Here is a 12,494-nt window from a genome sequence, read left to right on the forward strand (position 1 = left end):
TCTAAAACGAGATCTATAAGCTAGCAAATTCGTCCACAAGCTCTGAAAACTTTTTCATTGCTGATTCGATTGGTTCACTATTCGTAAGATCCACACCGGTTTTCTTTAAAAGCTCTAGAGGATAATCAGAACTACCGCTTTGTAAAAACTTCAAATACGACTCAAGGATCTTTTCATCACCAGACAATAGATTCGAGGCAATATGGATGGCAGATGCGTAGCCAGTCGCATATTTATACACGTAAAACGGTCGATAAAAATGAGGAATTCGGGACCAACCGTACTTTACTTCCTCGTCAAAAATAAGCTCATCTCCATTGTATTCCCGGAATAGCTGTTCATACGTTGAGTTAAAAACATCAACGGTTAAAGGAATCCCCTGTTCCGCCATTTCATGTGTCTTTTTCTCAAATTCTGCAAACATGACCTGAGTAAAAAAGGTTCCTTTAAATTGATCAATAAAATGATTTAAAAGATGCTTTCGAATATCAGGATTCGTTTCGTGTTGCAGTAAATAATTGATTAAAAGTACTTCGTTTACGGTGGAAGCTACTTCGGCTACGAAAATACTGTATCTTGCTGAAATTTGCGGTTGATGCTCCGCACTCAATTTACTATGAACACCATGCCCGCATTCATGGACGAGCGTGAACATGCTATCCAAATCATCTTGATGGTTTAATAATATATATGGGTGAACTCCATAAATTCCTAGATTATATGCACCAGACCGCTTCCCTTTTGTCTCACGAACGTCAATGTAGCGAGAATCCTTAAATGTTTTTAATGTTTCAATATAATCACTTCCAAGTGGAGCTAGTGCTTTTAGCATCGTTTCATATGCCTCTTCGTACGAAATGTCCATTTTCACACCACTTACGATCGGAACGCTTAAGTCATAAGCTCGAAGTTCATCGAGGTTTAACTTTTCCCTCCGAATGGAATTGTAACGATGCATTGGTGCAATATGTTGTTTTGTTGACATAATTAAATTATCGTATACTTCTTTCGGAACATTATCTCCAAACAATGATTTATCAAGTGCAGATGGATAATTACGAAGCTTCGACATCGTCACGTTGTTTTTTATAGAATTGGATAGTGTAGAAGCTATTGTATTTTTTAGCTGAATGTAAGGTTCGTAGTATGCTTTATACGCTTCTTTTCTCGTCTGACGGTTCTCATCTTCAATCAATTTTGAATATAAGCCACGTGTAAGCTCGACCTTTGACCCGTCCTCCTGTGTCACTTCTCCAAACTTTATATCCGCATTGTTGATCATTCCAAAGATGGTACTTGGTGCAGAAAAAGCCTCTCCAAGCTGGGAAACAAGCTCTTCTTTTTCCTTAGATAAAACATGCGGCTTGTAACGAAATGATTCTAGTAAATCCTCTTCAAAGTAACTTAAGCCCTTTTCTTCCTCAATAAAGGCCTTTAAGTCCTTCTCTTCTAAACTCAAGAGATAAGGCATAAAAAATGACGTAGAGGAACTTACTTTAATACCTAAGCTCTTCATTCGTTCAAGATAGCTTTGAGACTCTGTCACACGAGTGTCTTCATCCACCTTCAGCATGCTGTAAGCGTATAAATGATTGAATTTGTAGGAAAGCTCTTCTTTTTTCTGTAAAAATTGAAAGAGGCTAGCACCATTCTGAATCTTGCCATCAAAAGTTTTTAATTCACTCGTCATTTCTTCGACTTGCTTAAAATCGTTCTCCCATGATGCTAAATCGGGATAAATATCGTCTAAATTCCACTTTTCTTTAGTGGGGACTTGCTCTCGAGACGTATAGGTAGTCATAGGCGAAGACAACTCCTTATGTATGTAATATTTTCTATTTATATCCATTATACGCCAATGCAAATCGAATATCGTATAAAAAACAAAAACCACACAAATGTGTGGTCGATTAATTTTTACTTACATTAAATTTTTTAATTCGTCTGTTAATCGGAAAAACTCATCTTTATTTCTCGTGGCTAAGGAATCATCAATTTCCTTTCTTAACTTATCTTTTCGATAATCAAGTAGTGCTTGTCGGATGACCATATCTGCGGCTGACGATAATTGTTCTTCAGTTGGTTGTTGTGGTGAATTTAGCAAATACTTTTCCATTGGAAATCACTCCTTAACCTTTTTTCTATAATAACATTTGTTTTCTGAAAATTCAATAATTAAATAAATTATTTTTTCGGAATACTTTTTGTTAAGGAGTGATCAAAGTGTTCGTATTAGTTGTTCTTAATCTTTTCTAATTCTTTTTGGACCTTTTCTTCGAGCTCGTAGTCATATACTTTATTTAAGTCAACGGACGGATGAAACAGTTCTCTTGCCTTTGATTTTGCTTCAAGAGCAAGAATCTTCTCCTCAGCACGTTCAAATCCCTTCACGGCACTGCCAGGAGTAAAAGTCGCAAATGATTGTTCAATGGATTCAGTCACTTTTGCCACATGAGCTCTTGAAATAAGAAGCTGCTGCTTATTTTTTAATTCCTTATATTTATGCTTATAATCTTCAATTTGCTGAACTAGTTTCTTTGTTTGTTGAGAGAGAGCTTCAAGCTGTGAAGCATAAACCTGTTCCTTCTTTTCTAGTTCAATTTTATCTAAGATTAATTGTTTCGCTGTTTCGTCGTCACCTTTTTTAACCGCTATTTCAGCTTGTCCCACTCTTTTTTCAATTAATGCTTTAGTTTCATTTAATTGAGCTTCTTGTTTCTTCTCGAAAAACAATTGTTTAGCCAAAGCTTCTTCACCTTTGGCAATATCCTGTTCCATTTCACGAAGATGCTGCTTGAGCATCACAATTGGATCTTCCATTCGGTCTAGTACATCATGTAAGTCTGCTGTTGCGATCGTTTTTAAACGTTTAAATAATCCCATTTCGTAGTTCCTCCTCGAATTCATTCCATAATGGTTCTTTTTCTACTTTTTGTTACTAAAAATAAAGCTAATCCAATCATGCCTACTGCAAATAACATGGGTAATAAGGAAATGACAGAAAAAGCGAACAATAGTAAACCTGAGATCTTAACTAAATTCAGCTTTTTCGTTTTACTCCAAAGGAGCCATCCGATGAACGCAGTAACAATTTTAATGATTGTAAGTATCGTTGACATACTAAGTGCCATTAAAAACGGTAGTGGATTATAATTTACATTCCAGTTACTTACATTTGGCAAGGTTTGAACCCATTGTGTTGTTCCGTTTAGATAGGGAGCTGTATAGACTCCTAAACTAAAAGCAACTGCAAGTAAAAGGAAGAAAAGCAGCCACTTTAACTTTTTCAATCAACTACACCTCCTCTCCCTATTAACCGGATTCGCAGCCTCTTTTAATGAGTTATTCATTGGAGGGGGGAATTCCAAGGATTCTCTTTCGGCTGAGGCTGCTATATCCTGGGCTTGTTATTATCATATCGAGGAGATATGTCAAAACTATTAACGATCCTTTACGAAATGTAGGAAAAGAGAGGAACAATTCATTAATGATCATAAAAAAACCTTACTCATCTTGCAGAGTAAGGTCGAGGATTAGTTAGTTTAAGATTTGTTTCATGTAAACAAGATGAACAATGGGTTCAAATCCCATATCTTTTAATACCCTATGAGTAATGGAACTACTTAATGTTGGCAGGTTAGGTACATAGAGACGAATGTGGTCAGTGGAAGTATGAAAAGCTTCTGCTAATAGAAACTGAATGACTTCTTTTTGATCCCTTCTGCTTCGATCTGCTTCACATTGATATAAGGTAGTACCCGTATGAATTCCTTTCTCTGAAAAAATCTTACGGAAGTAAGCATATCCAATGGCATTTCCAAAGTTATCTTCAGCAATCAACGCTTCCCCATCCATGACGCTTTGCCAGTGGGTTTGCCAAGGATTTTTTCCTTGATAGAACGATAGATTACCGATTTCTTCAGGTGAAACTCTCTTCATTTGAAAAACGTTTGACGCGACAGCTGGTATTTGACCTTCCTTTTTTTCTAAGCATTCGAGGTGGTCAATAATGTCGTACCCAAGAGATTGATAGAGAGCAATGGCTCCTTTATTTTCGCTTATAGCCTCTAGCGTCGACACTTTCACGTTATTTTCTTCAAGAATATCTAAAGTGGCTTCGAGCATTCTTCTACCGATTCCTTTGCTTCGGTAGTCCTTGTTGACTGCGGTTCCTCCATTCCAGCCAATTAATTCTCCTTGAAACTCTCGGATTCCATTTACAATTAATCCGACTGGTTTATCATTCCAAAAGGCAACAACGGACAACTCATCAGATAGTCCCTCGGAAGCCATTCTAGCCATAAATTTTTCGGTAGTCATCGTTAAATCAAAAAAATATCCCTCAAAGCCAATATTCCATGCTTCTACTGCTTCTGAAATCTCACAATCTTTTAATCTTTTGATCTTAAGCATTGGTATCTCTCCTTAAAAGAGGGTGTGCCTGAAAGTGGTAAACACTCTTGATTTGGCACACCCTTCTATCATCTACAGCTGATATACTCGACTATATTTTTCTTCAAGATATTCGACTAAATGAGCGGCATTTAGTTGCTCGCCTGTCACAGAAACAATTAACTCATTAGGAGTATACAAGCTTCCATGCTGATGAATCTTTTCCTTTAACCAACTCATGAGTGGCTGTAAATTACCAGCTTCTAAGTATTGGTCAAATTCCGGAAGTTCTTTTTTCATCGTTTTTAATAGTTGTGCCGCATACAGATTTCCTAACGAATACGACGGGAAGTAACCAAAGCCACCGAATGACCAGTGAACATCCTGAAGAACACCTAATGTATCTGTTGGAGGGACAATTCCTAAAAACTCTTCCATTTTCTTATTCCAAACAGTTGGGAGTTCACTTACCTCTAGTTTGCCTTCAAACAATTCCTTCTCAATTTCATACCGAAGCATAATGTGAAGATTATACGTAAGTTCATCTGCTTCCACACGAATAAAAGACGGATGAACCGTATTAATTGCCTCGTAAAATTCTTGTAATTCAACGTTATGAAGCTGAGTTGGGAAAAATTCCTTTAACTTTGGCAAAAAGTACTGCCAAAAGGCTTCACTTCGTCCCACCATATTTTCTAAAAAGCGAGACTGTGATTCATGAATCCCAAATGAAGTACCCGCGCATAAGACGGTTCCCTCTAACTTTGAGTTAATTTGCTGTTCGTAGATACCATGACCCGCCTCATGGATCGTACCGAACAAGGCAGAAAGTACATTGTTTTCTAGATAACGAGTTGTAATACGAACATCCCCTGTGTTTACCGTCTGTGCGAATGGATGCACCGTTTCATCGAGTCTTCCAGCGTCCAGATCAAATCCTAATTGTGGAAGCATGTAGCGGTTAAACTCTTTTTGCTTTTCTATGGAAAATGGTTGTTTCACGATTTCAACTGGTGTTTTATGTGTGGCAGCTTTAATTTTATTTAAAAGTGCTATGCTCTTTTCTCTTAAGCTAGCAAAAAGTGGATCAAGTACTTCTACCGTTAAGCCTGGCTCAAATTCATCAAGTAATGCGTCATACGGATGCTTCTCGTACCCGTAATATTCAACGAATTTCTTTTTAATTTCTACGATTTTTTCTAAATAAGGTCGAAAAAGACCGTAGTCATTTTTTTCTCGTGCCTCTTCCCATGCATCATTGGCATCACTGCACAAGACGGAATATTCCTTATATAAATCAGAAGGAATACTCTTTGAACGGTTATAAAAGTGTTTTCGTAAACGGATTTTCGCTTTTGTTACTGTATCAAAATTCTCATTGCTTTCTGACAACTGATCTAAAAGCTCTCCCATTTCCTGAGAGATCATAAGATCGAATATTTCCGTTTGCAATGCCCCGTATGCTTTTGAAAACTGGGCTCTTCCCTTTTTTGGTGCGATCACCTTTTGATCCCATGAAAGGAGACCAGAGATACTTTCTAAGTGTGAAATTTTTTCGTCCAATGCTTGGAATCTTTCAAGAGCCGTATGTAGAACCGATTGAGTCATAGCCGAACACCCCTTTAATGATTTTTAACCGACTAATCGGTTTATTTTCATTATATGGAACATTCAGAATATTATCAAGTGAAAATAATCGGTCAATTTTCGCGAAAAAGCGCGTAATCTTACAGAAGGGTCTTTAACATACCAACAAGTCTATTTAGTGATCTTATTTAGGAAGGATTGTTTCTGGTCCATTAGGATTGATTGGTACGGAAGTTCAGGAAAAAGAATTCGTTGCATATTTGCCGCATCAATGAACGACCAAAACATATGAGTATAAATATCAACATGGATATTTGATTTCAGCTCTCCCGCCTCTTTTCCTTCTTGTAAAATCGATTTCATTAATTCGAACTTCATATTTTTATGTAATTCATCTAGAATGGCCATCATGTCAGGGTTTCTAGAAGCTGATAATTGAAAATCAAGCTGTACGAAAAATGCTTCCTTTTGCTCTTCACACATTGGTTCAAGCTGATAATAATGATCAAACAGATAGGCTATTTTTTCAAGATTTGTAGGAAGGGTCTTAATATACGACTCGATTGGCTCTATTTCTCTAGTGACAATCCCTTTCATAAGCTCTAGATATATTTCTTCTTTGCTTTTAAAATAGTTGTAAATTGCTCCTCTTGAAAGGCCTGAATGTTGAACAAGCTGATCCATTGACGTGATATGATAGCCCTTTTCTGCAAAACAATGCTGTGCACTCAATAAAATATGATTTCTTCTTTGTCTCTTATGTTCTTCAGATACGATTGGCATAGTACCCTCCCTTATTCCGACTTTAATTCTTCTAAATACATATCTTTTAATTCCCTCAACACATCGTAATAAGGAAAATCATCGTATACCGCATGAAGATTGACTCCATCGATTATCGTCCAAAATCTTTCAGCGTAAAGTTGAGATGGAATATCTTGTTTGAATTCACCCTGCTGTTGTCCTTCTTGAATGATGTCATTCACTAAGGTCACCAATTTTCTTTTTCTTTCATGAAGCTGTTGAAGAAGGTCAGGATCCCTTGTGCTATGAAGATTAAATTCGTAGAAAACAACGATATATTCTAATCGATTGCGGTCAATGGGATTTGCAGACAAATAAGCGTTAAACAGATAATCTATTTTGCTGCTAGCTGTTCGATGTTTGGCAAAGTGTTTATGGTATTGAACAAAGTTTTTGTCTGTTGCACGTGTAAGGAGGTCTAAATAGATTTCTTCCTTACTTGAAAAATAATTGTAGATCGCTCCTTTGCTCATACCACAATGGGCAACGATATCATCCATTGTTGCAGTTTGGAAGCCTTTTTTAGCAAAGCATTCAAACGCACTGTCTAAAATCTGCTCTTTTTTCTCTTCTTTGTACTCCTCGGAAACAATTGGCATAAGCTCCTCCTTTATATTAATGGTTAATACATGGTGTGGATCGCAAATAAATGTAGTATTAACGCAAATATTTTTCAATAATCGCAAGTAAATTCTGAAAATAGCAATTAAAAATTTTTAATCGCAAATAAATTTCTCGAATCGCAAATATATCCCCGATAGTCGCAAATAAATTCTGATTATCGCAAAAAAATTAGAAAACAACAAGAGATTTTCAAGAATTTTTTAAAAAATCGCCCCCTCCTGCTCAAAAACAAGAGGGTAACGACAAAAATGAGCTTATAAAAGCTTTAAAATATGGTAAATGGCGTGAGATACTCCATCTTCATCATTTGATTTTGTTACATACGTAGCTTTTTCCTTTACTTCATCCGGTGCATTCTCCATGGCGACAGATGCTGTTGCAATGGAGAACATCGGTAAGTCATTGCCCCCATCACCAAATGCGTAAATCTCAGAAAACACATGATTATGCATCAAAGCATAGCGCTGAATCGCTTTTCCTTTATGGGCTTCTTTTGACATGATTTCAACGTTATTTGGAAAGGATGAAGCCAAAGTTAATTCTTCAAAACCGGATAATTGCTCCTTAACGGTTTGTATTCTCTCAAGCTCTTCATAAGAAACCACCGCAATACACTTGAAAATCTTCAAATCCTCGATTTGTAAAATCTGGTCATAATCGTATGTAAGGAATAGTTCTTTTAGTTCCTCGTCACTTTTGCCTCTTAACCCAGGAAGTGTACAAGGAAATCCTCCATGATTTGTATATACCAATATCCCGACAGAAAGCTTTTTTAATTCAGTCAGCATTTGCTTATAGACAGGAACAGGTATCGTCGTTTCGTATAATAAGGAACCGTCCTTCCCATAAAGCGCAGATCCATTTAGAGTTAATATTGGACAGTTTAGCTCGCGAATCGCATTTACTTTCACAACATCAGCATAAGCTCGTCCCGTATTTAAGATCACCTCTACCCCTTCTTCTTGAAGCTTTCGGATCGTCTTTTCGTTTTCTGCAGATACCTCATGCTCTGAATTGAGCAAAGTACCATCTAAATCAAGGGCAACACACTTCACAGACATTCACACCTAACTAGAATTGAATTTTTGTAATATTTTTTAACATATCTTATTTTTACATAAAAACGACCACCTATCAATTCGATTAGGTGGCATTTTTTTAATTATTGGATGGGAAGCCAGTTTACGCACCAAATTCCATGTTTATTTTTAGAGAAACCGAACGATAAGCCTGTTGTTTCTGCTTCTATACTAACTGAAGCCGAAGTTTCATCGATTACATGCTCGAACAAGGTTCCTGCTTTTACTTGTTCTAACAAGCCTGTGCTAGGGTTTTGTTGTTTGGCAGTAAGATAATCCTCATACGTTTCGAACACTCTTAAGTATTCTTCATCGTCAATAAAAAGTGAATATTGAGTTTCGTAATCCTGCAGCTCCTCTGCATAGAAGTAAAGCTGGAAAACCTCTGAAGGGGATAATCCACTTAAAGCCTGTTTATCTTTGGTGACCTTGAATTGTTCATAGCGATCAAGAAGAACGGCTGATAGTTCCAGTTTCTGACCTTGATTCACTTGAATATGAAAAGGTGTGGATTGGACTTCGGGTTCTTCCGGTAGGACAATTTCCTTTAAACCTACAGTATCTGGTAGAGTTTTTCCTTTTATATACCTTGCAGTATAGTTGTCAACAACGAGTGTGACTTCCCCTATATCCATGCGATTGGTACCAAGCCCGAACACGGCTTTTAGTTTACGTTGCTCATTTGATGCGAAAGTAAGGTCTGGATGTCTACCCTCTTCTACAGGCAATGATTGTAAGGAAAGCTTATCCGGGGTAAACAAAATTTGATCCGGGCGCTCTGAATCATCTATATCATAATATTTTAAAGTACCAGTAATTTGTGCTTCACCTTGAAAAACAGCATGCAATAATCCGCTTGGTTCACTTTTTGCGCCTTCGTATGGACCTTTATTAAGGAGACTCCAGCCATTTAACACCTCACCATATTGGAGGTTAGGGTAAAATTTTTCTGCAACCGCCTTAGTGTCACTTTGTGATGCTATGTTCCTGCTTTGGAGATTTGATCCAATGATTCCTCCGATAAATAATAAAAATCCCGCAACAGCAATAGTAGTGACCATCCTTGGAACAAATTGATTAGACTTTTTTGCGCTTTGTGTATCTCCAGATCGTATTTTTCGGAGAACGCGTTGCTTTTCTAGTTCTGTGAAAACCGATTTTTCAGAAGCTGTCGTATGAACGGCCTCTTTCACCTGTGTATGAATGTCAGCCATGTTGTTCTCCCCTTTCATTAGTTAAGAATTGCTTGCATCTTTCTTTTCCTCGAAATAGTCTTGTTTTTACCGTTGCTAAAGGTATATGGAGGGCGTCACTAATTTCACTGTAAGTAAAATCTTGATAATAATGGAGCAGAAAAACTTCTCTGTATTTTACAGGCATGGCCATAATGGCTTTTGCGAGTTCTGAGCGTACATCTTGTTGCAAGAGCAGGTCCTCTGGTGATTTCTCCCCACTCTGTTTAAAAAAGAATAACTTTTCATTGATCACAAGATTTCGATAATGCCAGCTTTTTAGGTAGTCTTTGCTTTTATTGATCGCGATGGTGTAAATCCATGTTTTGAAAGATGAACGCTGTTTAAACGATAATAGTTTCTCATAAACTGTGATAAATACTTCTTGAGTAAGATCACTGGCAACCTCCCAGTCTTTTACGTAGGAGTAAATCATTCGTTTTAACTTGGTTCCGTACGCATCCATCACCATTTCGATAATTTTTTCTCGTTCATATATTCCTACTAGGGCTTGTTCTATTTCTTTTTCTAAGCTCAAAATATAAGCCCCTCCTTTTTTAATAAACTACTACCTTATTTGATTTCCATGCGTTAGACGAGGCAGCAAACGAAACGGTTTCACTTTTTTTACTATAGCATGTAAAAAAATAGGAGGACATTTTTTCCTTAGGTAAAATATTGAAAACCACAATGGTTGACGGACGTTCCACACTCTCTATATGATGAAAGAAGTACATAAATGGTAAAGGGTGGTATAACTTGAAGTTAAAAATTGGAATGGTTGGGCTTGGCAATATAGCACATAAGGCATATTTGCCTATTCTATCTAGAGAGACAGATTGGGAGTTTGTTGGTGCTTTTACCCCGAACAAAGAAAAGAGAAGTTTGATTTGTAAGCAATATCGGATTGAGGATTTTTCAAGTGTTACTTCTGTTGCTGATGCGTGTGATGCGGTGTTTGTTCATAGTTCAACAGCTACACATTTTGACATTATCACTACTCTGCTTTCAAAAGGCAAGCATGTATACGTGGATAAGCCGTTAGCGGCTACTCTCGATCAAGCGGAGAAATTGGTGGAGTTACAGCATTCATCAGGCTGCAAATTAATGGTGGGCTTTAATCGTCGTTTTGCTCCTATGTATGTGAAAGCGAAGGAACAATCGAAAGATCTTGCATGGGCGAGATTTGAGAAGCATCGTGCAAATAGCGTTGGACCACATGATTTAGAGTTTACGATGTTAGATGATTACTTGCACCTTGTTGATACAGTCCGTTGGTTGGCTGATGGTGATCTTATTCTTCAGCATGGAACCTTACATAAAAATGAAAAAAACGAGATGGTTTTTGGCCAGCATACATTCTCCAAAAAAGATGGGATCCAAATGACGACGGCTATGCATCGAAATGCTGGTACGGGATTGGAGCAATTGGAGCTAGTGACGAACGGGGCGATCATACGTGTAAAGAATATGAATACGACTGAGAGGGAAGCTAGTGATACCATCTCTACTTCTTACCCAGGCTCTTGGGATTCCACACTGAAACAACGCGGATTTGAAGATGCTATCCATCATTTTATTCATTGCGTTGAAAATGATATGACGCCGTCAGTTGATGGTGAAGAAGCGTTAAAATCACAACAATTAGTCATGAAATTAGTATACCCCCACTTGTGAAAATGTGGGGGTATTTCATTGAATTAATCATCATCTCTGTCATCGAAAAAGTCAGTATCCATCTCTCTAATTTCTCCTGTCATGGCGTCAATTTCAAAGTCAATCTCCTTGTCACCATCTCGGATTTCAATTTCGTATTCGTTCTCATCGTCAAGTTCGACTTTTGTTACTGTTCCTGGTGATTCTTTTAATGCTATGGCGATGGCCTCATCCTGGGTAATTTTCACTTCTTGAGATAATACAGTTGAGCTATCGTCTGTTTGTACATTTGTTTGTGTAGTTTCTGGAGTATGGCTAGTTGTTCCCATATCCGTGACACTCTTTATCGAATCGTCATCCATTTTATCGATCGCTCCTACCCCGAGTGCTCCACCTAGTACCACGAAGCTTGCAATACCAATTAATAATGCGTTTCTCTTTTTCATTTTGTTTCCTCCTTACTGTTGATACTCTTATCATAGCCAGCAAAAATGAGGAAACTCAGATAAGAAAATGAGAAATTGATGAGAAAACGAAAAGAAAGGTACTAATCATCCCATGTGACACTTATGATTTCACCTGTAATGGAGTGAACTTGTATGGTGGCCTCCTGCTGGTCATTTGCTTCAATCTCAACTAAATAATATGAGATGCCGTTTGATTCCTCGAGATCAACTTCCTCCACTGTTCCAGCCATTTTTTCTAATGCAATCCCTATGGCTTCTTGTTCCGTAATCTGACTTGGAGGCTCCTCCTTCGATGGGGTTGGTTCCACGGGTTCTTCCTCTGCCACCTGATTGCCTTGATCAGTTGAGGTGTCAGAGTTATTATTTGGAGAATTTTTTGTTTTTGTCATTCTTAAAATGTCCCCTGACTCTCGATCAAGGACAAGTTCATACTCCCCACCTGATAATGACAGAGTAATATGAAAACGACCGTCCTTTTCAAGTGTTGATATCACTTCGCCTGTATACAATTGTTTTACTTTTTCTTCGGCCTCAGTAGCGCTCATTTGACCGGCAAATGAAGAGGTTTGTAGAAAGACTGCAGCAATGATTGTGATTACACCTAGAAAAATAATGATGATGACCCATTTATTTAGCCTCATTTTTCTCCCTCC

The 12,494-nt window shown here is 37.6% G+C and carries 14 protein-coding genes; 1 reads left to right on the forward strand and 13 read right to left on the reverse strand.

From position 1 onward, the window contains the following. Positions 1 to 13 precede the first annotated feature (13 nt). The 11 genes from pepF to ACGLXV_RS23615 form a co-directional block, all read right to left on the reverse strand. Entirely contained in the window at positions 14 to 1,801 is a 1,788-nt protein-coding gene (gene pepF, locus ACGLXV_RS23565) for an oligoendopeptidase F (protein ID WP_391560535.1), read from the reverse strand. Between the two features lie 120 nt (positions 1,802 to 1,921). Beyond that, positions 1,922 to 2,116 carry an IDEAL domain-containing protein gene (locus ACGLXV_RS23570; RefSeq protein WP_119708437.1) on the reverse strand — a complete coding sequence of 65 codons (195 nt, stop codon included), beginning with the start codon at positions 2,114 to 2,116 and terminating at the stop codon, positions 1,922 to 1,924. A 116-nt stretch (positions 2,117 to 2,232) separates the two neighbouring features. Next, positions 2,233 to 2,883 carry a PspA/IM30 family protein gene (locus ACGLXV_RS23575; protein WP_391560536.1) on the reverse strand — a complete coding sequence of 217 codons (651 nt, stop codon included), beginning with the start codon at positions 2,881 to 2,883 and terminating at the stop codon, positions 2,233 to 2,235. A 20-nt stretch (positions 2,884 to 2,903) separates the two neighbouring features. Beyond that, complete coding sequence (locus ACGLXV_RS23580) at positions 2,904 to 3,290, reverse strand: hypothetical protein (protein ID WP_391560537.1); 387 nt, start codon at positions 3,288 to 3,290, stop codon at positions 2,904 to 2,906. 247 nt (positions 3,291 to 3,537) lie between these two features. Beyond that, the gene (locus ACGLXV_RS23585; protein ID WP_391560538.1) at positions 3,538 to 4,413 is read right to left on the reverse strand and encodes a GNAT family N-acetyltransferase; all 876 of its coding nucleotides are present in this window, start codon (positions 4,411 to 4,413) and stop codon (positions 3,538 to 3,540) included. 72 nt (positions 4,414 to 4,485) lie between these two features. Next, the gene (locus tag ACGLXV_RS23590; protein WP_391560539.1) at positions 4,486 to 6,000 is read right to left on the reverse strand and encodes a carboxypeptidase M32; all 1,515 of its coding nucleotides are present in this window, start codon (positions 5,998 to 6,000) and stop codon (positions 4,486 to 4,488) included. A 150-nt stretch (positions 6,001 to 6,150) separates the two neighbouring features. Further along, positions 6,151 to 6,762, reverse strand: coding sequence for a TetR/AcrR family transcriptional regulator (locus ACGLXV_RS23595; RefSeq protein ID WP_119708432.1), 612 nt, complete (start codon positions 6,760 to 6,762; stop codon positions 6,151 to 6,153). 11 nt (positions 6,763 to 6,773) lie between these two features. Beyond that, positions 6,774 to 7,382, reverse strand: a complete 609-nt coding sequence (locus ACGLXV_RS23600) for a TetR/AcrR family transcriptional regulator (RefSeq protein WP_391560540.1) — start codon at positions 7,380 to 7,382, stop codon at positions 6,774 to 6,776. A 279-nt stretch (positions 7,383 to 7,661) separates the two neighbouring features. Next, on the reverse strand, positions 7,662 to 8,468 hold the full coding sequence (locus ACGLXV_RS23605; protein ID WP_391560541.1) for a Cof-type HAD-IIB family hydrolase: 807 nt from the start codon (positions 8,466 to 8,468) through the stop codon (positions 7,662 to 7,664). A gap of 101 nt (positions 8,469 to 8,569) precedes the next feature. Beyond that, complete coding sequence (locus tag ACGLXV_RS23610; RefSeq protein WP_391560542.1) at positions 8,570 to 9,700, reverse strand: hypothetical protein; 1,131 nt, start codon at positions 9,698 to 9,700, stop codon at positions 8,570 to 8,572. Next, on the reverse strand, positions 9,693 to 10,256 hold the full coding sequence (locus tag ACGLXV_RS23615; protein WP_391560543.1) for a sigma-70 family RNA polymerase sigma factor: 564 nt from the start codon (positions 10,254 to 10,256) through the stop codon (positions 9,693 to 9,695). The genes ACGLXV_RS23610 and ACGLXV_RS23615 overlap by 8 nt, the downstream gene beginning before the upstream one ends. Positions 10,257 to 10,495: 239 nt before the next feature. On the opposite strand from ACGLXV_RS23615, the gene ACGLXV_RS23620 reads away from it, so the two are divergent. After that, a complete protein-coding gene (locus ACGLXV_RS23620) occupies positions 10,496 to 11,395 on the forward strand; it encodes a Gfo/Idh/MocA family protein (RefSeq protein ID WP_391560596.1) in 900 nt (299 codons plus the stop codon). 23 nt (positions 11,396 to 11,418) lie between these two features. Here ACGLXV_RS23620 and ACGLXV_RS23625 read toward each other — a convergent pair whose 3' ends face one another. Both ACGLXV_RS23625 and ACGLXV_RS23630 read right to left on the reverse strand, forming a co-directional pair. Beyond that, positions 11,419 to 11,820, reverse strand: coding sequence for a PepSY domain-containing protein (locus tag ACGLXV_RS23625; RefSeq protein ID WP_391560544.1), 402 nt, complete (start codon positions 11,818 to 11,820; stop codon positions 11,419 to 11,421). 101 nt (positions 11,821 to 11,921) lie between these two features. Next, on the reverse strand, positions 11,922 to 12,482 hold the full coding sequence (locus ACGLXV_RS23630) for a PepSY domain-containing protein (protein ID WP_391560545.1): 561 nt from the start codon (positions 12,480 to 12,482) through the stop codon (positions 11,922 to 11,924). Positions 12,483 to 12,494 lie beyond the last annotated feature (12 nt).

The organism is Robertmurraya sp., from assembly GCF_036676585.1.
Classification (GTDB): domain Bacteria; phylum Bacillota; class Bacilli; order Bacillales; family Cytobacillaceae; genus Robertmurraya_A.